Annotated in this window: 23 protein-coding genes; 14 read left to right on the top strand and 9 right to left on the bottom strand. The window is 34.0% G+C overall.

Features of this window, described 5'->3' with window-relative positions:
* The coding region (locus tag DFR66_RS13960; RefSeq protein ID WP_208630918.1) for a hypothetical protein at positions 1-298 on the top strand (298 nt) is incomplete at its 5' end.
* 78 nt (positions 299-376) lie between these two features.
* Complete coding sequence (locus tag DFR66_RS01995; RefSeq protein ID WP_114753186.1) at positions 377-658, top strand: GNAT family N-acetyltransferase; 282 nt, start codon at positions 377-379, stop codon at positions 656-658.
* Positions 659-728: 70 nt separating this feature from the next.
* On the opposite strand, the gene DFR66_RS02000 is transcribed toward DFR66_RS01995, so the two are convergent.
* The 3 genes from DFR66_RS02000 to hutH are packed head-to-tail and all read right to left on the bottom strand — an operon-like array spanning position 729 to position 4,314.
* Positions 729-2,075 (bottom strand): inorganic phosphate transporter, encoded by a 1,347-nt coding sequence (locus DFR66_RS02000; RefSeq protein ID WP_114753187.1) that lies wholly within the window; start codon positions 2,073-2,075, stop codon positions 729-731.
* 30 nt (positions 2,076-2,105) lie between these two features.
* Positions 2,106-2,750: a DUF47 domain-containing protein gene (locus DFR66_RS02005; RefSeq protein ID WP_114753188.1), complete on the bottom strand. Its 645-nt coding sequence runs from the start codon at positions 2,748-2,750 to the stop codon at positions 2,106-2,108.
* Between the two features lie 49 nt (positions 2,751-2,799).
* Positions 2,800-4,314: a histidine ammonia-lyase gene (gene hutH, locus DFR66_RS02010; protein ID WP_114753189.1), complete on the bottom strand. Its 1,515-nt coding sequence runs from the start codon at positions 4,312-4,314 to the stop codon at positions 2,800-2,802.
* Between the two features lie 633 nt (positions 4,315-4,947).
* On the opposite strand from hutH, the gene thrA reads away from it, so the two are divergent.
* The 7 genes from thrA to DFR66_RS02045 all read left to right on the top strand — a co-directional run bounded on the left by thrA (position 4,948) and on the right by DFR66_RS02045 (position 13,728).
* Positions 4,948-7,395, top strand: a complete 2,448-nt coding sequence (gene thrA, locus DFR66_RS02015; RefSeq protein ID WP_114753190.1) for a bifunctional aspartate kinase/homoserine dehydrogenase I — start codon at positions 4,948-4,950, stop codon at positions 7,393-7,395.
* Positions 7,396-7,503: 108 nt separating this feature from the next.
* Positions 7,504-8,424, top strand: a complete 921-nt coding sequence (locus tag DFR66_RS02020) for a homoserine kinase (RefSeq protein ID WP_114753191.1) — start codon at positions 7,504-7,506, stop codon at positions 8,422-8,424.
* 132 nt (positions 8,425-8,556) lie between these two features.
* A complete protein-coding gene (gene thrC / locus DFR66_RS02025) occupies positions 8,557-9,846 on the top strand; it encodes a threonine synthase (RefSeq protein ID WP_114753192.1) in 1,290 nt (429 codons plus the stop codon).
* A 394-nt stretch (positions 9,847-10,240) separates the two neighbouring features.
* A complete protein-coding gene (locus DFR66_RS02030) occupies positions 10,241-10,957 on the top strand; it encodes an FkbM family methyltransferase (RefSeq protein ID WP_114753193.1) in 717 nt (238 codons plus the stop codon).
* A 200-nt stretch (positions 10,958-11,157) separates the two neighbouring features.
* Entirely contained in the window at positions 11,158-11,667 is a 510-nt protein-coding gene (locus tag DFR66_RS02035) for a GNAT family N-acetyltransferase (RefSeq protein WP_114753194.1), read from the top strand.
* Between the two features lie 141 nt (positions 11,668-11,808).
* The gene (locus DFR66_RS02040) at positions 11,809-12,312 is read left to right on the top strand and encodes an SRPBCC family protein (protein ID WP_114753195.1); all 504 of its coding nucleotides are present in this window, start codon (positions 11,809-11,811) and stop codon (positions 12,310-12,312) included.
* Between the two features lie 225 nt (positions 12,313-12,537).
* Positions 12,538-13,728, top strand: a complete 1,191-nt coding sequence (locus DFR66_RS02045; RefSeq protein WP_114753196.1) for a BaiN/RdsA family NAD(P)/FAD-dependent oxidoreductase — start codon at positions 12,538-12,540, stop codon at positions 13,726-13,728.
* Between the two features lie 78 nt (positions 13,729-13,806).
* Here the strand turns inward: DFR66_RS02045 and DFR66_RS02050 are convergent, their stop codons facing one another.
* From DFR66_RS02050 to DFR66_RS02060, 3 genes are all read right to left on the bottom strand, one after another.
* Positions 13,807-14,190, bottom strand: a complete 384-nt coding sequence (locus DFR66_RS02050) for a DUF3037 domain-containing protein (protein WP_114753197.1) — start codon at positions 14,188-14,190, stop codon at positions 13,807-13,809.
* Positions 14,168-14,962, bottom strand: coding sequence for a HipA family kinase (locus DFR66_RS02055; protein WP_114753441.1), 795 nt, complete (start codon positions 14,960-14,962; stop codon positions 14,168-14,170). The genes DFR66_RS02050 and DFR66_RS02055 overlap by 23 nt, the downstream gene beginning before the upstream one ends.
* Positions 14,963-15,231: 269 nt before the next feature.
* A complete protein-coding gene (locus DFR66_RS02060) occupies positions 15,232-16,086 on the bottom strand; it encodes an NAD(P)H-hydrate dehydratase (protein ID WP_114753198.1) in 855 nt (284 codons plus the stop codon).
* Positions 16,087-16,459: 373 nt separating this feature from the next.
* Between DFR66_RS02060 and gcvT the strand changes: the two genes are divergently transcribed.
* The 3 genes from gcvT to DFR66_RS02075 all read left to right on the top strand — a co-directional run bounded on the left by gcvT (position 16,460) and on the right by DFR66_RS02075 (position 20,786).
* On the top strand, positions 16,460-17,542 hold the full coding sequence (gcvT, locus tag DFR66_RS02065; protein WP_114753199.1) for a glycine cleavage system aminomethyltransferase GcvT: 1,083 nt from the start codon (positions 16,460-16,462) through the stop codon (positions 17,540-17,542).
* Between the two features lie 58 nt (positions 17,543-17,600).
* Entirely contained in the window at positions 17,601-18,314 is a 714-nt protein-coding gene (locus DFR66_RS02070) for a YebC/PmpR family DNA-binding transcriptional regulator (protein ID WP_114753200.1), read from the top strand.
* A 399-nt stretch (positions 18,315-18,713) separates the two neighbouring features.
* Entirely contained in the window at positions 18,714-20,786 is a 2,073-nt protein-coding gene (locus tag DFR66_RS02075; RefSeq protein ID WP_114753201.1) for a hypothetical protein, read from the top strand.
* A gap of 84 nt (positions 20,787-20,870) precedes the next feature.
* Here the strand turns inward: DFR66_RS02075 and DFR66_RS02080 are convergent, their stop codons facing one another.
* Positions 20,871-21,911 (bottom strand): PLP-dependent cysteine synthase family protein, encoded by a 1,041-nt coding sequence (locus DFR66_RS02080; protein ID WP_114753202.1) that lies wholly within the window; start codon positions 21,909-21,911, stop codon positions 20,871-20,873.
* A 70-nt stretch (positions 21,912-21,981) separates the two neighbouring features.
* Positions 21,982-24,117 carry a S9 family peptidase gene (locus DFR66_RS02085; RefSeq protein WP_199755480.1) on the bottom strand — a complete coding sequence of 712 codons (2,136 nt, stop codon included), beginning with the start codon at positions 24,115-24,117 and terminating at the stop codon, positions 21,982-21,984.
* A gap of 69 nt (positions 24,118-24,186) precedes the next feature.
* On the opposite strand from DFR66_RS02085, the gene DFR66_RS02090 reads away from it, so the two are divergent.
* Positions 24,187-24,507: a YbaB/EbfC family nucleoid-associated protein gene (locus DFR66_RS02090; protein WP_114753204.1), complete on the top strand. Its 321-nt coding sequence runs from the start codon at positions 24,187-24,189 to the stop codon at positions 24,505-24,507.
* 73 nt (positions 24,508-24,580) lie between these two features.
* Here DFR66_RS02090 and DFR66_RS02095 read toward each other — a convergent pair whose 3' ends face one another.
* On the bottom strand, positions 24,581-25,603 hold the full coding sequence (locus DFR66_RS02095; RefSeq protein ID WP_114753442.1) for a threonine aldolase family protein: 1,023 nt from the start codon (positions 25,601-25,603) through the stop codon (positions 24,581-24,583).
* A 195-nt stretch (positions 25,604-25,798) separates the two neighbouring features.
* Between DFR66_RS02095 and prfB the strand changes: the two genes are divergently transcribed.
* Positions 25,799-26,894 (top strand): peptide chain release factor 2 gene (gene prfB / locus DFR66_RS02100; protein WP_114753205.1). Its coding sequence is split into 2 segments (ribosomal slippage): positions 25,799-25,861 and positions 25,863-26,894, totalling 1,095 coding nucleotides; the frame shifts between segments, so codons are not numbered across the junction.
* The last annotated feature ends 57 nt before the right edge of the window (positions 26,895-26,951 follow it).

The raw sequence follows: 26,951 nt of genomic DNA on the forward strand, positions 1-26,951 counted from the left end.
TTGGTTTGTTTTGCAACTTCAAGATACTGAATTTCAGTATCTTGACCAATATCTTTCCCCGATTTTTTTCCTTAATTTAATTTCACCCAACGGGTTACAAAATGTAATAAGTATAAAAAATGAACGAGTACTTTGCGATAATTCTTCGCAGCAGTGCCGTTTTTTTTTATATATCAATAGTGTTATTTCTATTAGGTTAAAAATATTTGTGACAACTGAACTGCGCAGCGATAATATTATTGCTACTTATCAATACCCCCTTTTAAAACGCTATGATAAAAACAAAACTAGTTTTTAGGGAGGTTTTCCCTAAGCGTAAATAGCAATAATTAAAAACTCTTAAATTGTAAAGTAACAAGAATTAAATAAGATATTCATGAAAATAGAACATATAAACGAAACTACAAGTGGCCATTTTAAAGCCGTTATACAAGAAGTAGAAATTGGAAAAATGACCTATACTTGGTCAGGAACTAAAACATTTATCATTGACCACACCGAGGTAAATCCTGATTTTAAAGGTCAAAGTGTGGGAAAGAAAATGATATTAGAAGCTGTACAATATGCTCGAGAAAACAATTTTAAAATTATACCCACTTGCTCTTTTGCAAAAAGCATATTTGATAAAACTAAGGAAATTCAGGATATACAATTGTAGAAGCTTAATTTTAGAGCATAAAAAAACCATTCATATAAGAATGGTTTTTTTGATGTTTGTAATTTAAGTATTAAATAAAAATACTAAATATATAATAAATGATTGCTGCTAATATTGCAGAAATTGGAATTGTTAAAACCCAAGCCCATAATAAGCTAACTGTCATTCCCCATCGTACAGCAGAAACTCTTTTAGTAAGTCCAACTCCAATAATAGATCCAGTGATAGTGTGTGTGGTACTTACAGGCACTTTAAAATGTTCCGTAAAATATAATGTCAAAGCTCCGGCGGTTTCTGCTGCAACACCTTCAAAAGAAGTTACTTTTGTGATTTTAGACCCCATTGTTTTCACAATTTTCCATCCTCCACTCAAAGTACCAGCTGCAATTGCAGAATAACAGGCAAGAGGAATCCACTCTGGCATTTTGAAAACCCCATTTTCGTCCGGAAGAACAACATCTAACCAATCTGGTAAACTTTCTTGAGCAATTCCACTAGTTTGAATGTAAACAGTTACTGCTGCGGCAATAATCCCCATAACTTTTTGAGAGTCATTACCACCGTGACCTAAACTAAAAGCTGCAGATGACAATAACTGCATTTTCTTTAACCAAAAAGTTGATTGGTGCAGGTTTAAACTACTAAAAAACAAACAAAAAGAACTTATAGATAGTATAATAAATGCAACTAAAAACCACTTAATATTATGCGATTCAAAAACTACACTCCAAAAATGAGAGTCAAATCGAGTTTTTTTGATGTCATCGAAATAAACCATTTGACTTTCCACAAACCAGATAGTCAATAACATTAATAAAATTGTAAAAATCTTAGGATATACACTTCTTCTAGAGGCATTTAGAAGCCATATTGAAATCAAATAAGACATCAAAGCACCCAATAAAGGAGCTAAAACGATAAAAGCGATAATTATTAAAACCCCAGAAGGGAAACCTCCATTTTTTCCTGCAGTATACCAGTTTACAGTATCATACCAGTATGCTGTATGAACTTGTGTTCCTTCAATAACTTCATATCCAAAAAAACCATGAACTGCAATAGCATGTGCAATGGCAGCTCCAGCAAATCCTCCGATAAGAGTATGTGATGAACTCGATGGAATTCCTTGCCACCAAGTGAACAAATTCCAAATAATTGCAGCTATAACTCCGGCAAGGATTACAACTAAATTAATTTCCAAAGTATTGGCTGTTTTTGCAACTGTATCAGCAACACCAAAACCAAAAACCCAATACGCCAAAAAGTTAAAGAATGCCGCCCAAACTACTGCTTGGAAAGGAGTTAATACTTTTGTAGCAACAACAGTCGCTATAGCATTAGCAGCATCATGAAAACCGTTGATGTAATCAAATATTAAAGCCAGAACTATAATGACTATAAGTAGAGTAAATTCCATAACTATAATTTCAGAATAAAACCGGTTGGGTTAAGAATGTTTAACAGAAATTGACTCTAAAACACTTGCTACACTTTTACATTTATCTGCCGCAGTTTCTAGAACTGACAATACTTCTTTGTACTTGATAATATTTTTTGCATCCGTTTCGTTTTCAAATAAATCAAGAACTGCTTTATCATAAACATTATCTGATTTATTCTCCAATTTATTTATTCTAACACAAGCATCAGTAATATTCTTGATTTTTTTCAAATCTCTCAACTCTCTAACCGCAATATCAATATTTTGACAAGCTTCAAGATTAATTTCAGTTAATTTACGAATTGATTTAGTGATTTTATCTACTTGATACAACCTCATTCTACTTGCTGCACCGTGAAGGTTATCTGCTACATTATCTATAGAAGTAATCAATGAGTGTATGTCTTCCCTATCAAAAGGTGTAATGAAATTTCTACTTAATTCTAAATTTGTTTGACGAGTAATATCTTCTCCTTTTTGCTCTAAAGCATCAATTTTCTGAAAAAGAACTTCACGTTCCCTCAAAGGAAGATTTACAGCTTCGTGCAAGTTTGTAGCAATTTCAATTAAATTACTAGATGCTTCTTCAAATAGAGGAAAGAACTTTTTGTCTTTAGGAACCAAAAATTGGAAAAAATTATTTATATTCATTTCATTAAAATTTAGTTTGGCAAAATTACTTCATTATTCAATGCTAATGTTAAGCCATTGTTAACAAATCATTTTCTATTTGAAAAGTGTTTAAAAACGAAACCGTATTCTCAATATCATAATGCAAGATTCTATCCTCTTTTATCAAAGGAACTTCCTGACGATAGGCGCTTAAAAACATTTCGATAAAATCGCTGGATTGCAATGGTCGTCTGTATTCAATAGCCTGAGAAGCATTCATAAGTTCAATCGCTAAAATACGTTCTAAATTATCTAAAACACGTAACGCTTTTGTAGCTGCATTAGCACCCATACTTACATGATCTTCTTGTCCGTTACTGGAAACAATACTGTCAATACTGGCAGGAGTTGCCAATTGTTTATTTTGACTGGCGATACTTGCCGCTGTATATTGTGGAATCATCAAACCGGAATTTAATCCTGGATTATCCACTAAAAATGCAGGAAGACTTCTCAAACCAGAAATCAACTGATAGGTTCTTCGTTCCGAAATACTTCCTAGTTCAGCTAAAGCAATTGCCATAAAATCTAAAGCTAATGCTAAAGGTTGCCCGTGAAAATTACCTCCAGAAATAATTTGGTCACTTTCAATGAATATATTAGGATTATCCGTCACCGAATTAATCTCTGTTTTAAAAACTTTCTTTACGTAATCAAATGCATCTTTTGATGCGCCGTGGACTTGAGGCATACATCTAAAAGAATAGGGATCTTGAACATGTTTTTTTTCTTGTTCGATGATTGTACTTCCTTCCAAAAATCCTTTTATACGATTTGCAGTTACAATTTGTCCTTTATGAGGTCTGATAAAATGTATCAATTCATGAAAAGGCTCTATTCTTCCATCAAAAGCTTCTAATGAAATAGTTCCTATTAAATCTGCCAAATAAGAAAATTTACTTACTTTCATCAAAATATGAGCTCCATAGGCACTCATAAATTGAGTCCCATTCAATAAAGCCAATCCTTCTTTAGACTGCAATACAATTGGTTCCCAATCAAATTGTTTCAAAACTAAACCTGAATGTACTTTCTTACCTTCAAAATGTACCTCGCCTTCACCTAATAATGGTAACGATAAATGTGCTAATGGAGCTAAATCTCCCGAGGCTCCTAGAGATCCTTGTGTATAAATTACAGGAAGAATATCATTATTGTAAAACGCAATCAATCGTTCCACCGTTTGTAATTGAATTCCGGAATGTCCATAACTCAATGACTGGATTTTAAGCAACAACATCAATTTTACAATTTCTGTTGGCACTTCCTCTCCTGTTCCACAAGAATGCGATTTGACTAAATTTTCTTGTAACTGTGATAAGTTTTCTTTTGAAATCTTCACATTACAAAGTGAACCAAATCCCGTATTAATTCCATAGATAGGCTCTGAATGAGAAGCCATTTTTTTATCTAAATAATCCCTACATTTCTGAATATTTACTTTAGCCTCTTCAGAAAGTGCTAATAATTTACCATGAGAAATAATCTCTTCTAAGGTTTCAAAACTGAGTAATTGCGTACTTATATAATGTGTGTTGTCCATTTTTATATCTTATTTAAAGGGTAAAATTCAATAAATCTATATTAATACACAACTTTTATTAACGATAATTAAAAATTCAAGCTAAAAAACAAACACACATAATTTTCACGAATGAATGATTGTAAATTAACCAACTTATAATCCGAGACATAAAGCACAATAATTAATAGTTATTTCCCTCTCAAAAATTTTAAAAAAGTTGCAAAATTCCTCAAAATGGCATTATTCATAGAATTAAAATATTTTTAAAAAGTGATATAACGAATCGCAAATCAATTAATTTTTTCCTAAAAATACGAATAGCTCCAACATAGACCTTGAAAACTAAACAATATTCAATAATCGTCTGAATGGTTTTGAAAAATTAAAATATTCGTAAAAAGGAAATTTGAGGCTTCCAATTTTATAAAAAACAGTACTTTTGAAAAATCAAATGATAAACAACAGAAAAACATATTACTCTTCTTTTACAACTCAACTTCGAGTTGTTTCTTCTGTTACATTTACAACAACTACTACCCCTTAGGGGTATACATTTTACATATAATCCTATTTATTATATTTTTTTTCTAAAGAAAGAAAGTACTTGGGTATATAATAAACATTTGCATTTTTTAAATTAAACAAACAAAAATGAAAGTATTAAAATTTGGAGGAACTTCAGTTGCCAATGCACAAAATATAAAACTGGTTTTAGATATTGTTATCAATAAAGCAAAAGAAGAAAAATTAATCGTTGTGGTTTCCGCTTTCAGCAAAATAACTGATTTGCTTCAACTTGCTTCGCAAAAAGCGGCTGCTGGAGATGAGAGTTTCAAAGATATTCTTGCAGAAATCGAGAAAAAGCACTTAGATGCCTTAAAAGAACTTATCCCTGTGAGCTCACAAAGCAGTCTTTTGAGCCACATCAAAAGAATCGTCAATCACCTGGAAACCTTATTGGATGGATGTTATCTTTTAGGTGAATTATCATCCAGAACTTCAGATACAATTTTGAGTTTTGGTGAATTGTTGTCTTCGTATATCATCGCAGAAGCTTTAAAACAAAATCTAGTAAATAGCAGTTATAAAGACAGTCGAGAATTAATAAAAACTAACAACCATTTTGGAAAAGCAGTTGTTAATTTTGATGTTTCCAATGAATTAATTGTGGACTATTTTGCTTCAAATGAAAATCAGGTGGTCGTTATGCCAGGATTTATTGCTGCTTCACTTGACGGAATCAATACTACTTTAGGTCGCGGTGGATCGGATTATACAGCCGCAATTCTTGCAGGCGCACTTGATGCAAATGAATTAGAAATTTGGACTGACGTTAACGGAATGTTTACTGCCAATCCAAAAATTGTAAAACAAGCACAACCTATCGCCTTCATTTCCTATCAGGAAGCTATGGAGCTTTCGCATTTTGGTGCCAAAGTTTTATACCCGCCAACTATTCAACCGGTATTGAGAAAGAATATTCCCATTCTGATTAAAAACACTTTCGAACCAGCAGCAGAAGGAACATACATTTCCAATCAGGTTTTTGCACAATCCAATCCCGTAAAAGGAATCACACACATTGATGCAATCACACTGATAACACTCGAAGGCTCTGGAATGATTGGTGTTTCCGGCTCTTCTAAAAGGCTTTTTGAAGTATTATCCAATAAAAATATCAACGTAATTTTCATTACTCAAGCCTCATCAGAACATTCTATTTGTATCGGAATATTAAATTCTGATGCCGATGTGGCGGAAGAAGCTATCAACAAAGCTTTTGAAGTGGAAATTTCACAAAATAAAGTAGAACCTTGCATTGTCGAGAAAAACCTTTGCATTATTGCTTTAGTCGGTGAAAACATGAAAAATCATCAAGGTCTAAGCGGTAGAATGTTTAGCACTTTAGGTAAAAACAATGTCAACATCAGAGCCATTGCACAAGGTGCTTCTGAAAGAAATATTTCAGCAGTTATCAATGAAAGAGATGTAAAAAAAGCATTGAATACGCTACACGAAAACTTTTTTGAAGAAAATACCAAACAGTTGAACCTATTTGTAATGGGCGTTGGAAATGTAGGTGAAAAATTCATAGAGCAAGTTCACCAACAAAAGAAATTCCTGAAAAATAATTTAAAAATAAACCTACGCGTTGTTGCTTTATCTAATTCCAGAAAGATGTACTTTGATGAAGATGGAATCGCATTAAAAGAATGGCAGTTTTTACTGGAAACAGGAGAACCTGCTGACAAAGAAAAGTTTATTTCAAATGTTAAAGAACTGAATTTACGCAACAGTATTTTTGTGGATATCACAGCAAATGAAAGTGTTTCTAAAACGTACGAACAGTATTTAAAACGAAATATTGCTGTAGTAACTTGTAACAAAATTGCCTGTGCTTCTGAGTATGACAATTACAAAAAACTGAAGAAATTATCCAGACAATTTAATGCACCTTTCCTTTTTGAAACAAATGTTGGAGCTGGATTACCAATTATTGATACGGTTAAAAACTTAGTTGCTTCTGGCGATAAAGTCAATAAAATTCAAGCCGTTTTATCTGGAAGTTTGAACTTTATCTTTAATAATTTTGATGAAAACAATACTTTTCATAATGTCGTTAAAGAAGCTGGTGTACAAGGATTTACAGAGCCGGATCCAAAGATAGATTTGAGCGGAATTGACGTTGCCAGAAAGATATTAATCTTGATTCGTGAAAGTGGTTACAAAATGGAAATTGATGAGATTGAAAACGAATCGTTTATGCCAGCGGAATGTTTGGATACTACTTCTAATGAAGCGTTTTTTGAATCTCTACAGACACATGCAGCTAATTTTGAAACTATTTATAAAGAAGCGTTAAGCAAAGAATCTCGTTTGAAATACGTAGCGCAATTCGAAAATGGAAAAGCAAATGTTGGTTTAAGATTCATCCCGAAAGACCATCCGTTTTACAATTTGGAAGGAAAAGACAATATCGTATTATTTTTCACTGATCGTTATGTGGATCAACCTTTATTAATAAAAGGTGCCGGTGCCGGAGCAGCAGTTACCGCTTCAGGAATATTTGCTGATGTGATTAGAATTGGAAACGTATAAACAAGTCGTAAAGTCGAATGTCGTAAAGTCTAAAAGTTATCTACTTGATTTTACTCTCATTACTTAGACTTTACCACTTTATGACTTTAGACTTTAAGACTATTATATATGAACGTAATAAAAATATTTTGCCCCGCCACAATCGCTAATCTTTCCTGCGGATTTGATGTCCTTGGACTGTGTTTGGAAACTGCAGGTGACGAAATGATTATTCGGAAATCAGATGTAAAAGGGATTCGCATCACAAAAATTGTGGGTGCCGACCTGCCTTTGGAAACCGAAAAAAATGTTGCAGGAGTTTCGGCTTTGGCGATGTTGGAAGCTATTGAAACCGAATTTGGATTCGAAATTGAAATTTACAAAAACATCAAAGCCGGAAGCGGAATTGGAAGCAGTGCCGCGAGTTCAGCGGGAGCAGTTTTTGGAATCAATGAATTACTCGGACGCCCATTTACGAGAAAAGAATTAGTATTATTTGCGATGCAAGGCGAAAAATTAGCCAGTGGAAACGCTCACGCTGATAATGTTGCTCCTGCCCTTTTGGGTGGATTTACATTAGTGAGAAGTTCGAATCCATTAGATATTATCAAAATAGAAAGTCCATCAGAATTGTACGCCACGGTTATCCATCCTCAAATTGAGTTAAAAACTTCGGATGCACGTTCAGTATTAAAACAAACCGTTTCCTTGAAAAGTGCGATTACGCAATGGGGAAATGTGGGCGGATTAATCGCCGGATTGTACACTAAAGATTACGACTTAATCGGACGTTCGTTGCATGACGAAATCGTAGAACCGTTGCGAAGTGTTTTGATTCCCGGATTTGATTTAATTAAGAAAACATCCTACGAAAATGGCGCTTTAGGTTCCGGAATATCAGGTTCTGGTCCTTCCATTTTTGCTTTAAGCAAAGGAAAGGAAACCGCTGATAAAATCGCAAAGGCCATGAGCGCCGTCTATGACGAAATGAATTTACCATATGAAATTCACGTTTCTAAGGTGAATGACGAAGGGATGAAAATTATATAATCCCCCTAACCCCCGAAGGGGGAATAAAAGGAATACGATTATTGATTTTAAAATTACAACAACACATTCTGAATCCAGTTTCGTCTCCCTTCCCTTCGGGGAGGTTTGGGGATTCAACAATTACTAAACACAATGAAATACTACAGTTTAAACCATAACGCACCCACAGTTTCTTTTCAAGAAGCTGTAATTCAAGGATTAGCATCTGATAAAGGATTGTATTTTCCGGAAAACATAACACCATTACCACAAGATTTTTTTGATACAATCGAAAATTTAAGTAATGAAGAAATTGCTTTTCAAGCGATACAACAATTTGTGGGTGACGAAATAGCCGAAGATACTTTAAAACAAATCATTGCTGAAACTTTATGTTTCGATTTCCCTGTGGTCGAAGTCGAAAAAGGCATTTATTCCCTAGAATTATTTCATGGTCCAACGATGGCTTTCAAGGACGTAGGCGCGCGATTCATGTCGCGTTGTTTGGGTTATTTTAATAAAGATAAATCCGACAGTGAAAACACCGTTCTTGTAGCGACTTCTGGCGATACCGGAGGAGCTGTGGCCAGCGGTTTCCTAGGTGTTAAAGGCGTTGAAGTAATTATCCTCTATCCCTCAGGGAAAGTGAGTGATATTCAGGAACGACAATTGACAACATTAGGACAAAATATAAAAGCGCTTGAAGTAGACGGAGTTTTTGATGATTGCCAAGATATGGTCAAAAAAGCGTTCTTGGACGAAAGTCTAAAACATAAAAACTTGACATCAGCTAATTCGATAAATATTGCGCGCTGGTTACCTCAAATGTTTTATTTCTTCTTTGCCTATAAAGCATTAAAGAAACAAAACAAACCATTAGTTTTCTCTTGCCCAAGCGGGAATTTTGGGAATATTTGTGCGGGAATTATTGCCAAAAAAATGGGATTGCCTGTTGAACATTTCGTAGCTGCTACGAATGTGAATGATACAGTTCCAAGATTTTTAGAAAACGGAATCTATGACCCAAAACCTTCTATTGCTACTATTTCGAATGCGATGGATGTGGGAAATCCAAGTAATTTCATCCGAATTCAGGAAATGTATCACAATGATTTGGAGCAGTTCAAAAAGGATTTTTCATCCTTTACCTTTTCAGATGCAGAAACGATTGAAGCCATGAAAACCATTTACAATACCGATGGTTACGTTTCAGAACCGCACGGAGCTGTTGGATATCTAGGATTGAAAAAAGAATTACATAACCACCTGAATGCTATTGGTATTTTCCTAGAAACTGCCCATCCGATAAAGTTTTTGGATACGGTTGAACCAACATTAAATGTACAATTACCGATTCCAACACAAATTGAAAGTGTTTTAGGTAAGGAAAAAGTTAGCGTTAAAATTAAAACATACGAGGAATTGAAAGCGTTTTTGACGTAATATTTCAATACTCGAAAAAAATTACAAACCGACTGAAAAGTGATTTTCGGGCGGTTTTTTTATGGATTAGTTTTCTGTAAGTAAAATTATAAGGTTTGACTAAATACAGAAACACGCTATTTGAAGAATAAAGCTAATCAATTTTTAAAATGACTTATAGCTTATTTAATGATTTATTGACTGGTGAACCGAGAGCAACAAGCTAATAAAAGTGATTTATGTATTTTCCCAAATATTTCTACCCTTTTTACAAACAAATAAGCTTCTGTATTTAAATTCACACACTGTTCATTCAAAAAAATTCTGTAATATTGGACAGCTAACATAAATGCAAACTGCTATACATTGTAATAATAAAAAGTCAATTAATTTTAACTAGTACGAATAATTAAAAATGATATCGAAAAGAAAAATAAGAGAATTTGCAAGAAATTTTGGCATTGACATCATAAAATATAACTCAGACACACGGGGAATTGACTCTTATCATGATATTTTCCAAATAATTAATTGTGAAAAACCTATGGTTTTTGATATAGGAGCTAATACAGGTCAAACAATATACAATTTTAAAAAAATTTTTAAAAATTGTACTATTAACTCTTTTGAACCTAGTCCTTCAACTTTTGAAATATTAAAAAAGAACAGCAGTACTATTGAAAATGTCCAAATTTGGAATTCAGGAATTGGCTCTTCCATAAGTACACTAATGTTAAATGAAAATTCAGGGTCAGATATGAGTTCTTTTCTTGAGTTAGGTAACGAAGGCTGGGGTGAAATTAAGAACAAGACAGAAGTAGCGGTAACCACGATTGACCAGTTTTGTCAAGAGCAAAATATTGAAATAATTGATGTTTTAAAAATAGACACACAAGGATATGAACTTGAAGTATTTAAGGGTGCTGTAAACTCGATGCTTGAGAATAAAATTGGTTTACTTTATTTTGAAGTTACTTTTATCGATATGTATAAAGGACTTCCATCTTTTTCAACATTATATGATTTTGCTACAAATCATGGATTTGAGTTAATTGCCATTTATCCCATTAAATATAAAAATAATAAAGCGGGTTGGACTGATGTACTCTTTAAGCACAAAAACTACAAATAGCTATTTTGTATTATTATAGTCTTGTCTGAAAATAGGTTTAATAAAAAGTGTAAAATATGATTATCAATGTTTTGATTATTCCAACTGCAAGATTAATCTAAATCAAAAAATATTTATAAAAAAGTGAATCTCTATCGATATACAATTGTATTTAGCTTTTTTTTACCTTTGAAAATTACTAAAACATAAGAGTATTACGGATGATTACAAAAGCAACACAAGAAGACGTTTCGCAATTAAATACATTAATCAATTCAGCATATCGTGGCGAATCCTCAAAAAAAGGATGGACTACTGAAGCAAATATATTAGAAGGCCTCCGAACGACTGAAGATGAACTGTCAACCACAATTTTGAATCCAAAAAATTCGATTCTCAAGTTTACTGAAAATAATCAAATTATAGGTTGTGTTTTGTTAGTTGAAAAAGATCAAGAATTGTATTTAGGCATGCTAACCGTTTCCCCCGAATTACAAAACAGTGGCATTGGAAAAAAATTATTGCAACAGGCCGAAATACAAGCTAAAGAGTTAAAATTGCCGAAAATTGTCATGACTGTAATATCTGTTAGAGATGAATTAATTGCTTGGTACAAACGCAACGGTTATGAAGATACTGGCTCAAGACAACCCTTTCCGGCAAGTGATGTTCATATTCCAATTACAGAAGAGCCCTTGGAATTTGTTGTTTTGAAAAAAAATATTTTGTAATTTTAATCGATTGATTTACAGTTAATTGTATATTTTTTTAAATAAAATTAATTTTATTTATTTTGTTTTCGTTCTTAGTAATAAAGCTATCAATAACTTTAATCTAATAGTTTTATATTTTCAATCTTAAATCGAAATAAAATGGAAAATACTCCCAAAACACTTGTTGTAAAAGATTTAGAAGAAAAAACAATTCTAGTTTCAAGCACATTTAGTGCCGAACTAGAAAAAGTTTGGCGTGCCTATACAGAAAATGAATTGTTAGAACAATGGTGGGCACCAAAACCCTGGAAAGCTGAAACCAAAAGGATGGATTTTTCTGTTGGCGGACACTGGTTGTATGCCATGGTAGGTCCTGAAAATGAAAAACATTGGGGACGCATGGACTACACAGCCATTACGCCGCAATTAAGTTTTGAAATTAAAGATAGTTTTTGTGATGAAGAAGGAAATGTAAATACTTCGTTTCCGATTGCTACAGGAATTATTGTTTTTACAAAAACAGCATCTGGAACATTGGTAGAATTCAAAATGTTTTATTCCAATGAAAAAGAGATTGAAACCATGATTGAAATGGGTTTTGAACAAGGGATTACTGCTTGTATTGAGCAATTGAAAATGTTATTTCAAGAAAATAAAATCTAGCAATAAGCCAAATTTTTCCTCATTTTCGAGATGCTCGCGTAAGGGATTGCGGCGGCATCCTTTATTTTTTTTCTTTAAAAAAATAAAGATAGAGCCAAAAGCCCGACCCCAAAGTTGCAGATACGTAAATGGAAAGAAAAATTTTCTGCTTTAGGGTTACGCCCAAACCCTAATATAAAACCTATTATTATGGGTAATGGGTAAAACAAAACCTATTTTTGTGGTGTGAAAAAATCAGTTTCAATTATTGGAGGAGGACCCGCAGCGCTTATACTTGCTGCATTATTAGATTGTAATAAATTCACGGTTACTGTTTACGAGAAAAATAAAACACTGGGTCGAAAATTTCTAGTAGCTGGAAAAGGAGGATTCAACCTCACCCATTCGGAACCCATTGGGGAGTTGATTGCGCGCTACACTCCACCCCATTTTCTGGAGAAAGCACTCCTTGATTTTGATAACGAAGACTTTAGAAAGTGGATTGATTCGATTGGTATTCCAACATACATAGGCAGTAGTAAGCGCGTGTATCCTGAAAGTGGTATCAAACCTATAACAGTTCTCAACGCTATTATGGATGTGCTGAATAAGCAAGGTGTTGCGATTGAGTACCAACACACTTGGAAGGGATGGACGAGCAATGATACTCTTGTTTTTAATACCGATACTACAATAAAATCCGACTATACCATTTTTGCCATGGGCGGCGGGAGCTGGAAAGTTACTGGTTCTGATGGCATCTGGCTTGATTTATTTGAAAGAGAAAATATTCCTGTAGTTCTTTTTCAATCTTCGAATTGTGCGTATCGTGTGGCATGGCCGGAAGATTTTATCTTAGAACATGAGGGCAGTCCGCTTAAAAATATTGCGATTAGCTGTTTGAATAAAAGGCAAAAAGGGGAAGCGGTAATTACGCGTTTCGGTTTAGAAGGCAACGCTATTTATGCGCTTAGTCCGCAAATTCGGGAGGAATTGGAGCGCCATCAAAAAGCTATAATTTCCCTAGATTTGAAACCAACCTTGCGGTATGAAGATTTGCTAGACAAAATCAGAAAATCAACTTTCAAAAAGACAAGCGAAACATTATTGAAAGAAATAAAATTGAGTCCTGCACAGATAGGACTGTTGAAAAAATACCTTTCAAAAGAAACGTATTTGAATTCGGAATTATTGGCACAAAACATAAAAAGACTGAATATCGAAATCACTGGCACTGCACTATTGAATGATGCAATATCTACAACAGGAGGCATACAACTAGATGCAGTGGATGAAAATTTCCAACTAAAAAATAAAAAAAACAATTATTGTATTGGTGAAATGCTCGACTGGGATGCGCCCACCGGTGGTTATCTTCTTCAGGCTTGCTTTAGTATGGGGATGCATCTTGCGCGTCACTTGAATAGCACAGCCTAATTTTTAATATTTACTGATGTTGATCGTCCAATAATTATTTTCTTTATAAAATAACTTTTTAACAGTTTTAAAATTTATTTACAATACCATTTCTTCAAACAAACGTTGCGTCGTTTGTTCCAAATCATCACACAAACCCGGGTGTGGTCTTGAGGTTTGAATCGCTGAACTGCGAAGCGCTGTTAACCAACGGAAACGCGATGGAATATCAAATTGCGATATAGGCCCGCCAGATTTTTCACCATGAGCTACTTTTGCAAATGCTTGTACATTTAAATGCAGTTGTTCCACATCCAAATCATCTGCAAAAAGTTGGAGTTTTGCTTCATTTACCAAATACAAAACCTTTATAAATTTTGCTTTTTTACAAAAAAGAATAATACCCACATTGAGGAATTCTTCGCGTTCTACCCTAGGCACAACACGGATTACGGCATACTCATATAAGTGCTTCTCTTGCATTTTGTGCTTCGTTTATAAAAATTTCGGAATGGTTCAAACGTATGGATAAAAACTGAAAATAGACTTCCCGAATAGCTTCGGGGGTTTCATCGCTGTCTTCCCACTGTAGCCAAACTTCTGGAATAAGATTTACGATATTTTGTAATACCTCTTTCGTCAATATTTTTTTGAAAGTCTCGTCCGTTTCAGGCAATAAAGAAGCCTGAGGCAACAAAACATGATCTTTTATTAGTGCAAAAGGACTTTGTGCGTGTTTTTCCCAATTGGTCCAAGAATGATGAAAATAAAGACTTGCTCCATGATCGATCAGCCATAATTCTTTATGCCAAATCAACATATTGGTGTTTCTAAAGGTTCTGTCGACATTAGTAATAAAAGCATCCAACCAAACAATTTGGGAAGCTAGTTTTGGGTCAACCAAAGTCACAACTGGATCAAAATTAATGGCTCCAGATAAATAATGTAATGCCAAGTTAAGTCCCTGACTCCCTTGAAGCAAGTCTTGAATTTCTTCGTCGGCTTCACTACGTCCAAAAGCTTCATCGAGATTGGCATAAACCAATTCCGGCATTTTCAAGTTTAAAACACGTGCAATTTCGCCGCCAATTAATTCGGCAATTAAGGCTTTTACGCCATGACCCGCACCTTTAAATTTCAGTACATACTTAAAATCATCATCGGCTTCAGCGAGCGCAGGCAAAGAACCGCCTTCCCGCAATGGAGTAATGTATCGCGTAACATTTACGGTTCTAAGATGAGGTGTTTTTTCCATAATTGAATTGGATAAAGCAATTTTGCTTGGATACAAACTTACGAATAAGTGGTGTAAAATTCATTATCATTTTCTTGAATGATTGGTAGTAAACTATCATTCCGACGAAGGAGGAATCTCATCATAAACATTTTTTCATCATTACATTACATCCATAATAAGGTGATGAATACGCAGTTTATAAATAAAATACGCACTTAAAACTATAATGAGATTTCTCCTTCGTCGGAATGACAAAAGGAACAGAAATTAAAAGAAAACACAAATTACTACTCCTGTTTTTCTAAACTCAAAAAAGCTTTCCCAATATTCGCAATCACATCTGAAGCGATAAAAGACTGATAACCGGTTTCCGGCAGCGCAATATCAGCGGTTAATCCGTGTAGATAAACGCCAAGTATTGCGGCGCTAACAGGTTCATAGGATTGAGCCAATAAACTGCTAATCATTCCCGTTAAAACATCGCCAGTTCCGGCGGTTGCAAGCGCGGCATTACCGGTGGTGTTTTCATAAACAGTTTCGCCATCGATGATTCTGGTGGGTGCGCCTTTCATTACGATTATCACATCGTATTGTTTGGAGAGGGAGATTGTTCTGCTCATTTTTTCCTCTTCGGAATCCCATTTTCCTATCAATCGTTCCAGTTCTTTGGGATGTGGCGTGATGACCGTTTTTGGTTTTACTAAAGCTAATAATTTTTTATTATTAGAGATAATATTCAATGCGTCAGCGTCTATAACTAGCGGAATTGTGTTCCTTTTTAGGAATTCATACAGCGCATTTTGGGTTTCTACGGCTTGACCCAAACCGGGACCAATTCCGATAGCTTGAGGTGTAATTTCGAAAGTGATATTAGAAATTATTTCCTCCTGAATATCTGTAAGAACCATAACTTCGGGAATTGCGGTTTGCAGAATAGTGTAGCCACATTTAGGAATAAAAACGGAGACTAATCCGCAACCAGTTTTTAAACAAGCTTTAGAGGACAAACTCACTGCTCCTATTTTGCCATAACTTCCGCCAATGATTAATGCATGTCCTTGAATTCCTTTGTGTGTATGTTTATCGGGTTCTTTGTAATGTTTCAGAATTTCTTTTTGGTCGATATAAATAGGATTCGTCATGAAAATTTGTTTGTCTAAAAATACAGATTTTATAGGAAACAAATTCGTTAGTGGAACCGAAATTAACTAGCCCTAATTACTTCACTTTACTACTATTCTATTAGGTGTTCAGTGAACTTCGTTTAAAGCGGCATCTCCCGCTTTAGAAAAATAAGGCTTTTTAGCCGTAGTTTTTGTTAAGCGGGAATACAGCGGATACAGGACCCGAGCGAAGCGAAGTGACGAAGTAAATAGCTCCTAAGAAAATGGTTGTAAACTCTATAATATGAATTGTTTCGAAAACGTTTGAAACTTTAAATTTTGCTTCGCTCTGCCTTTGTAACCCGAAATAAAATCAATAAATTAGCCACTTCAAATTTTATATAAAAACACAATGAAAAATACTGCGCTTACGCACATACACGAGAGTTTGGGAGCAAAAATGCTTCCGTTTGCCGGATACAATATGCCCATTTTATATGAAGGCGTGAATGCTGAACATGAAACGGTGCGTAATGCCGTGGGTGTTTTTGACGTTTCTCACATGGGTGAATTCCTGCTTACGGGACCAAATGCATTGGCTTTGATTCAAAAAGTGACTTCAAATGATGCTTCGACTTTGACTATTGGAAAAGCGCAATATTCTTGCTTGCCAAACAATGATGGTGGAATTGTAGACGATTTGCTGGTTTATAAAATGAAAGACGAGCAGTACTTATTAGTGGTAAATGCATCGAATATTGACAAGGATTGGGATTGGATTTCGGCTCAAAATGATTTGGGTGTGGAGATGAAAAACCTTTCGGATGATTATTCTTTATTGGCGATTCAAGGACCCAAAGCGGTTGAAGCGATGCAATCGTTGACTTCAAAAGATCTATCAGCGATTCCGTATTATCATTTTGAAGTGGGTGAATTTGCAGGTATTGAAAACGTAATAATATCAGCAACGGGTTATACTGGTTCTGGAGGTTTTGAAATATATTGTAAAAACGAAGAGATAGAACAAATTTGGAATAAAGTTTTTGAAGCGGGTGCGAATTTTGGCATCAAGCCAATTGGTCTTGCGGCTCGTGACACGTTGCGATTAGAAATGGGTTTCTGTTTATACGGAAATGACATCAATGACACAACTTCCCCTTTGGAAGCAGGTTTGGGCTGGATTACGAAATTCACTAAAGAATTCACCAATTCAGAAAACTTGAAAACACAAAAAGAAGCTGGGGTTACTAAAAAATTAGTAGCTTTTGAAATGCAAGAGCGCGCGGTGCCAAGACATGATTATGAAATCGTAGATGCAGCTGGAAATGTAATAGGGATTGTGACTTCCGGAACGATGTCGCCATCTATGAATAAGGGAATAGGAATGGGTTATGTAACTGTTGAAAACAGTGCTTTAGAGAGCGATATTTTTATCAGAATTCGTAAAAATGATGTTCCTGCCAAAGTGGTAAAATTACCTTTTTACAAGAAATAAAATCATTGCATAAAGTTTAGAATAAGTGTATTTTTGCAGTTCAAAATAAGAAAAAGAAATGGGAAGAGCGTTTGAGTTTAGAAAAGGAAGAAAAATGAAACGTTGGTCAGCAATGGCCAAAGCATTTACCAGAATAGGTAAAGATATTGTAATGGCGGTTAAAGAAGGTGGTCCAAATCCAGAGGCCAACTCCAGACTAAGAGCTGTCATCCAAAACTCGAAGGCAGTAAACATGCCTAAAGAAAATGTAGAGCGTGCTATCAAAAAAGCTACCGATAAAGATACTGCAAACTACAAAGAACAATTATTTGAAGGCTATGCACCACACGGGATTGCAATTTTGATAGAAACGGCAACGGATAACAATAACCGAACTGTAGCTAACATAAGAAGCTATTTTAATAAATGCAACGGTACCTTAGGAACACAAGGTTCTGTTGAGTTTATGTTTGATCATACTTGTAATTTTAGAATTCCAAATAACAATCAAGACGTAGAAGAACTAGAATTAGAGTTTATTGATTTTGGCGCCGAAGAAATTTTTGCTGATGAAGATGGAATCCTAATTTATGCTCCTTTTGGAAGTTTTGGAACCATCCAAAAAGAACTTGAAAGCCGCGGCATAGAAATTTTATCTTCAGGTTTTGAACGTATTCCGCAAATCACTAAAAAATTAACGGAAGCAGAAATGGCTGATGTGGAGAAATTAATTGAAAAAATTGAAGAAGATGATGACGTGATGAACGTATATCATACCATGGAAGAAGCTTAGACCTCATGACTATTATATTTAAAACTCTAGCTATGCTAGAGTTTTTTTTGCTTAATAATATATGAATCAATAACATAACTACTATATTTTTTTGTTTAAAGGATTCATTTATACTTTGACAAACAAGTTTTTATATCTTTTTTACTCTCTCAAGTTTCATATATTTGCTAACTCTTAAAAAAAAATTGTATCAACTTGAAAACAAGCAGTACATCAAACTATTGGGAGCACCATGATTTTTAAAGATTTCATTATTTAAAACAAAGGACGCACAGAGAAAATTTAATTTTTTTTTGAATTTATTACACAATATAGTCTGTGATTGAATGTATTTATTTAATTAGCTATATAGCAAAATACAGAATATCGTTCTAACGAACGTATAAAATTATAAGTTTTATGACCAACAACATTCTAATAGAAAATCAATATAAAAGAAACAGTTTATTTGAAAAAGAAAACGTTGACTATTTAGTTCGCATTCTAAAAAGATTTAATACTGTACCTAAGATAAATAATATCGATATTATCACTTCAACCAGTGAGCCTACTATTTTCAAAATTGTTCCGAATAAATCAATTATAATTGGTTCTGATTTTTTGGACAAGCCTATTTTAGCTCTAGTCTATTTAAGATATGGAATCGAATGGCAACTATGGTACAAAGCTTTGGATGCCGAAAAAAAAGATGTTGTTTTATGTGATATTGCAGCTCTTGAGGTGACTCGTATATTTTATAATTTATTACCTAAAGATGATAAAGAAAAATTAAAAAATCTTGATTATGTTTTAACTAATTTAATTAAAAATAGTACCAATTTAAATACTGAAACTCCATTAATAAACGAAGAGCTTCAAACATTTCATGGTTTACAAAATTTAAACATTGAAATCAAAGAATCTTGGAAACCTATTATTGAAAATCTTGCAAAACCCACAGAATTCTTGTTAATGTCTGGAGGAGATCTTAGATTGAATATCGACGAAATTCATTTGCTAAACAAATACGGATGTCGCCCATTTCCAAGACCTGACGCATTTACTTTTGCCTCGTCTACGGCGTCCAGTGTCTCTAATTTTGCATTTGATAAGACCGACAAAGTGAGAAGTATGCTAATTAGAAATAGCTTGAAAAATGGTTTTAAAAATACAACTATCGAGTTTTCTGAATTATTAAAAAACAATCTTAGAAAAACATTCAAATTAAATGAGGAATGTGAAATAATTTTTTCACCATCAGGTACGGATTCTTCACTTCAAATAGCAGCTATAACACAAATTATTTCCGATAAAGAAGTTACACATATTCTGGTTGCTTCTGATGAAACCGGTAGCGGAGTAGCAGCAGCATTGAAAGGATGTCATTTTGAAAACACTACTGCATTAAATTATCCAATAAAAAAAGATACAAAAATTGAAGGTTTTAGAGATGTTGATTTAATTCAAATCCCATTTAGAGATCAAAATGGCGCATTAAAATCTTCCGCTCAATTAGATAAGGAAGTATTTGACGCGGTAGTTAGAACCAAAAATTTAGGCAGGCATATTGTATTACACACTATGGACCAATCTAAATTAGGGTATCAATCTCCAAGTGATGAGTTTGCTAAAAAACTAAAAACACTAGAGGATTTATCAATTCAAATAATTGTAGATGGTTCGCAACTTAGACTAGATCCAAAAGACATACAAAATTATTTAAACAAAGGATATATTGTTACCATAACAGGAAGTAAGTTCTTCACAGGACCACCTTACTGCGGTGCATTGATTTTACCGCAGAGTGTCAATAAATTAATTCATTCTGTAAAAAACACTTTGCCAAAAGGCCTAACTCAGTATTATAATCGATCTGATTGGCCTACTACATGGTTTTGTTCCAATGAATTATCAGATGGCTATAACTATGGCTCTTATATGCGCTGGAATGCTGCTGTTGTTGAAATGGACAGGTATTACAAAACACCCGTTTTATATCGAAATATGGGTATTGAGATGTTTTGCAATTTTGTGGATGACTCCATAAAAGAGGCTACTTTTTTACAGCCTATTTATGATGATGAAACAAAAACGAAAAGTTACAACAGTAAAGAATTTGGAATAAGAAACATTCGTACTATTTTTCCATTCTTTATTTTTAGAAACAATGAAGTGTTAACAGTTGATAAAGTTAAAAAACTATATACTTTATTAAATTCTGATTTATCGGATCAGTTTGAAGGTTCTTCATTAGAAATCATTCGGCTTGCTGCCCAAAAATGTCATATTGGCCAAGCAGTTAATGTCAAATATACTACTGAAATTGAAAGTGCTATTTTAAGAATTAGTTTAGGCGCCAGAGTTATTTCTGAAAGTTGGGTCAATAGAGATATCAGTCTCTTTTTTAGAAATATAGAACTGCAAATGAGTCAAATCACAATCACAATTAAAAAAATTGAGTTAATTCTTAATAATCCTGAATTATTGGAATAAAAAATAATTCTTCTTATCTCCATAAAAAAAGTCCCAATTGCTCTTTTGCAAATAGGACTTTTTTATTTATTTGTGATGTAAAAACTATTTTATCATTTCAATTTTTTGAACTTCTTCCTCATTGATGCTATCAAAGAAACCTTGTTCATTCATCCAATCATCGCTAAATACTTTACTCATATAACGAGAACCGTGATCAGGAAAAATTGCTATTACGTTACTGTTTTCGTCAAATTCACCTTCTTCTGCATATTGACGTATTGCTTGCATTACAGCTCCTGAGGTGTATCCAACAAATAAACCTTCTTTTCTGGCTATTTCTCTTGTAGCATGAGCACTTTCCTCGTCTGTAACTTTCATGAACTTGTCAATAATATCAAAATCTGTAGCAGATGGAATTAAATTTTTACCCAAGCCTTCAATTCGATACGGATAAATTTCATCATTATCGAATTCTTTGGTTTCATGATATTTTTTCAATACTGAACCAAATGCATCCACTCCAAGAATTCTAATATTTGGATTTTGCTCTTTTAAGTATTTTGCCGTACCAGAAATAGTTCCACCCGTTCCACTGCATGCAATTAAGTGTGTAATTGCACCATTAGTTTGTTTCCAAATTTCTGGACCAGTCGACTTGTAATGTGCGTCAACATTCAACTGATTGAAATACTGATTGATATAAACCGAACCTTTTGTTTCCTCGTGCAAACGTTTGGCTACGTTATAATAAGAACGTTCATCATCTGCAGAAACATGAGCGGGACAAACATATACTTTAGCACCCAAGCTGCGAAGCATGTCAATTTTATCTTTAGATGATTTAGAACTAACAGCTAGAATACAGTTGTAACCTTTTATGATACTGACCATTGCTAAACTAAAACCTGTATTACCGGATGTAGTTTCAATTATGGTATCACCAGGTGATAAAATACCTCTCTTTTCCGCTTCCTCAATTATGAATAATGCAATTCTATCTTTAGATGAATGTCCAGGGTTAAAAGCTTCTACTTTAGCGTAGAAATTACCTTTTAAATCTTCTGTGACTTTATTTAGCTTAATAAGCGGAGTATTACCTATCAATTCTAACACATTACTATAAGCAGTTATTTCTTTTTTCATAAAAAAATAGTTAGTCGTGGCAATTTTTTATTAAACCTCGAATGTTACAAATCTAACAATAAATATCTAATTAGTTTTTAATTTCTTCTAAATCTAATAAAAAACTATATTCCTTTGCTAATTCCTTAAGGGCTTCAAATCGACCAGAAGCACCACCGTGCCCTGCATCCATATTTGTATTTAGATACAAAACGGTATCATTTGTTTTTACAGTTCTTAGTTTTGCAACCCACTTGGCAGGTTCCCAATATTGTACTTGAGAATCATGAAGTCCAGTAGAAACATACATATTGGGGTATTTTTGCGCTTTTACATTATCATAAGGCGAATACGACAACATATAATCATACGATTTTTTTTCATTTGGGTTTCCCCACTCGTCGTATTCTCCTGTTGTAAGCGGAATCGTGTCATCAAGCATAGTTGTGATAACATCCACAAAAGGAACCTGAGCTATTACTCCATTATACAGTTCTGGTGCCATATTGATTACCGCTCCCATCAACAAACCTCCTGCTGAACCACCTTCGGCATATAAATGCTTAGGTGAAGTATATTTTTCCTGAATTAAAAATTTGGAACAATCAATAAAATCAGTAAATGTATTTTTCTTTTTCAATAATTTTCCGTCTTCATACCATTGTCTACCTAAATCTTCACCACCACGAATGTGTGCAATTGCAAAAACAAATCCACGGTCTAAAATTGACAAACGTGTTGATGAAAAGTACGTATCCATTGTCACTCCATAAGAACCATACGCATAAAGCAATACTGGATTATTTCCGTCTTTTATTAACCCTTTCTTGTACACCATAGAAATTGGCACTTTGGTTCCATCAGTTGCAGTAGCCCAAACGCGTTCTTCGATGTAATTATTTTTATCAAATTTTCCACCTAAAACCTGTTGTTCTTTCATGATTTCTTTATCCTTGGTCTTCATATTAAAATCAATAACTGAAGATGGTGTAGCCAATGATTGGTAGCTGTAACGCAAGATATCAGTGTCAAAATCAACATTTGTAGTGGTGTAAGCATTGTACGTTTCACTACCAAAAGGCAAGTAATACTCTCCTTCTCCACTCCATGGCATTATGCGAATATGATTTAAACCATTAGAACGTTCCTCGACAACCAAATAGTTGCTAAAAATCTCAATATCTTCAAGTAAAACATCTTCTCGGTGCGGAATTACATCTTTCCAATTTTCTTTTGCAGTAGCGTTTTCAGGAGTTTTCATCAACTTAAAATTAGTTGCTTTATCCTTATTTGTCATGATATAAAAAGAATCTCCAAAATGAGAAATACTGTATTCTAATCCGCGAACTCTTGGTTGAAAAACTACAAATTCTCCGTCTGGATTTTCTGAATTTAAAATTCTATACTCAGTAGTTAACGTACTTCCTGAACCTATTACAATATATTTTTTGGATTTTTCTTTACTCACCGAAACGTTGAATGTATCGTCTTTTTCATTAAAAACCAAAACATCATCTGTAGCATCAGTCGCTAATTTATGTTTATACACTTTATCGGAGCGCAACGTAACTTTATCTTGTCTGGTGTAAAATATAGTTTTATTATCATTAGCCCAAACTGAACTTCCGGTAGCATTCTCAATCTTGTCCGAAAGAATTTCTCCCGTTTCAAGATTTTTAATTTGTATGGTGTAAATACGTCTCCCTACGGTATCGATTCCAAAACTCGCAAATTTATTATCTGGACTCACGCTCAAACCTCCCAGCTGAAAGTAGCTTTGTCCTTTTGCCAAATCATTACAATTGAATAAAATTTCTTCATTAGCTGTAAGACTTCCTTTTTTTCTGGAATAAATAGGATAATCTTTTCCGGTTTCAAAACGGGTAATATAATAATAGCCATTGTATAAATAAGGAACCGACTGGTCGTCTTCCTTAATACGGGCTTTCATTTCTTCGTACAATTCTTTCTGAAAACCTTTCGTGTCCGCAGTCATAGCCTCATAATAGCTGTTTTCTTGATTCAAATAATCAATCACTTCCGGATTCTCTCTATCGTTTAACCAGAAATAATTGTCTACACGTTTTTGGTTGTGCTTTTCTAAGGTTTTTGGAATTAATTTAGCTGTTGGTGTAGGAATATTTTTTAACATTTGTTGTGCTTTAATTTTATAAATTGATGGTACAAAAATAACACAAAGACAACTTATGATGAGTTTATTTTTCATGAATATTTTATTGAATATGACTATGCAATATAGTAATTTTGTAATTCAATTAATTTAAAAAATTAAAACATGGATTTAATGGGAATGATGGGTAAACTTAAAGAAACCCAACAAAAGATAGAAGACACAAAGAAACGTTTAGACACAGTTCTTATAGACGAACAAAGTACTGATGGTTTATTGAAAGTAACACTAACTGCCAATCGCTCAGTTAAATCAATCACTATTGACGACTCGTTGTTAGAAGATAAAGAACAACTAGAAGACTATATGATTTTAGTAATTAATAAAGCAATCGAAAAAGCTACTAAGGTAAATGAAGCTGAACTTGATGCTGTTGCTAAAATGGATATGCCAATGATTCCAGGTATGGATAATTTGTTTAAGTAATTATGAATTATAAGTTATGAATTATGAGTTTTGACAACTTGAAAAACTCATAATTCATAACTTATAACTTTTCTTAAACCAGTTTTTGCAATGTTTCCAAAACATAAGTGTGCATCACTTCTTTATAATCAAGATGCGTAACTATTCTTAATTTTCCATGACCCATGGAACTAATTAAAATATTCTTTTGTTTCAATAATTCAATCAAATTCTTTTCAATACAATTTGGAACCAATGTAAATATCAAAATATTAGTCTCAACAGGTTCCACTGATGCAACCCAACTTACATTTTTCAAAACTTCAGCAATTTCTTTAGCTCTTCGATGATCTTCTGCAAGGCGTTCTATATTGTTATCCAAAGCATAAATTCCAGCTGCTGCTAAATATCCTACTTGACGCATTCCCCCACCCAGAATTTTTCGGATACGAAGCGCTCTGTGAATCGTTGCTTTGTCAGCCAACAAAACGGAACCTATTGGCGCCCCTAATCCTTTAGACAAACAAACTGAAATAGTATCGAATAATTTACCAAAAGCTTTTGGATCTTGATTTTTTGCAACCAAGGCATTCCAAATTCGGGCACCATCCATGTGAAATTTTAAATTATTGGCATCACAAACCATCTTTATTTTTTGCAAATCTTCCAGTTCATAACAAGCACCACCGCCTTTATTGGTTGTATTTTCTACACAAACTAAACTAGTTAAAGGACTGTGGTAAAATTCCGGATCATTGATAGCTCCTGCCACTTGTTCCGCAGTTATCATGCCGCGATTTCCATCTAATAAACAACACGAAACACCACTATTAAAAGAAACTCCACCACCTTCGTAATGATAAACATGCGCATATTTGTCGGCAATCAATTGTTCTCCAGGCTGTGTATGTAGTTTTATCGCCGTTTGATTGGCCATCGTACCTGAAGGAAAGAAAAGTCCCGCTTCCATTCCGAACATTTCGGCAACTTTTGCTTCAAGTTCAATAACCGTAGGATCTTGTTTGTAAACGTCATCACCTACTACAGCATTTAACATGTGTACCAACATTTCGCGTGAAGGTTTTGTAATCGTATCGCTAATTAAATTTATTTCCATATTTATTATTATCAGTACGGACGGTTCTTGAATTGTCCTTTGTAAAATTTTTCTATTTTTGTGCCACAAATTTACACAATACCGTTTGTTAATTCCAACTAGTTCCGTTAAAACTAAACTAATTGTATTACACAACGTGATTTTTGATAAATTGTGATAAATATTAAAAATAGACATACAAATTAATATAAATTTATGACAACTACCGAACAAATTAAAGGTATTGTAGAGCGCCTTGGTGCGTTGAGGAGGTATCTTTGACGTTGATGCCAAGCTCATTGAGATTTCAAACGAAGAAGAAAAAACTTTTGCACCTGACTTTTGGAACAATCCAAAAGAAGCTGAACTAATTGTAAAAAACCTTCGAAACAAGAAAAAATGGATTGAAGATTATAATAAAGCGGTCGAAATGACTGATGAATTGCAACTCGCCTATGATTTCTACAAGGATGGAGAACTAACTACCGAGGAGTTAGACGAACATTACAGCGCTACACAAGCGCATATTGAAGGCATTGAATTCAAGAACATGCTTTCGGACGAAGGTGACACTTTGAGTGCTGTGGTACAAATAACAGCTGGTGCCGGTGGAACTGAAAGTTGCGATTGGGCTGAAATGCTCATGCGTATGTACATGATGTGGGGCGAAAAATATGGATTTAAAATAAAAGAACTGAATTTCCAAAAAGGAGAAGCTGCGGGTATAAAAACCGTAACACTTGAATTTGAAGGAGATTATTCTTTTGGATATTTAAAAGGAGAAAACGGCGTCCATCGATTGGTGCGTATTTCACCATTTGACAGTAATGCTAAACGTCATACCTCATTTGCATCTGTTTATGTATATCCGCTTGTAGATGATAGCATCGAAATTGATATAAATCCTGCAGATATAGAGATTACGACATCTAGATCCAGTGGTGCTGGAGGGCAAAATGTAAATAAAGTAGAAACTAAAGTACAATTATTTCATAAACCTACAGGAATTCAAATTCAATGTTCAGAAACACGTTCGCAACAAGATAACAGACAGCGCGCCATGCAAATGTTACGATCTCAATTATACGAAATTGAGTTAAAAAAGAAACAGGCACAACGTGCTGATATTGAAGCGGGGAAAATGAAAATAGAATGGGGTTCCCAAATAAGGAATTATGTGATGCAACCCTATAAATTAGTCAAAGATGTTCGAACAGGTTATGAAACCAGCAATGTTGATGGTGTAATGAATGGAGAAATTGATGAATTCCTGAAAGCCTATCTGATGATGATGGGACAAAAAGAAGAGTGATATTATCCTACAATTAAATAATATCCTACAATAAGCAAATCGCTATATTGTAGGATT

The organism is Flavobacterium glaciei (genome assembly GCF_003350545.1).
In the GTDB taxonomy this organism is placed as follows: Bacteria; Bacteroidota; Bacteroidia; order Flavobacteriales; family Flavobacteriaceae; genus Flavobacterium; species Flavobacterium glaciei.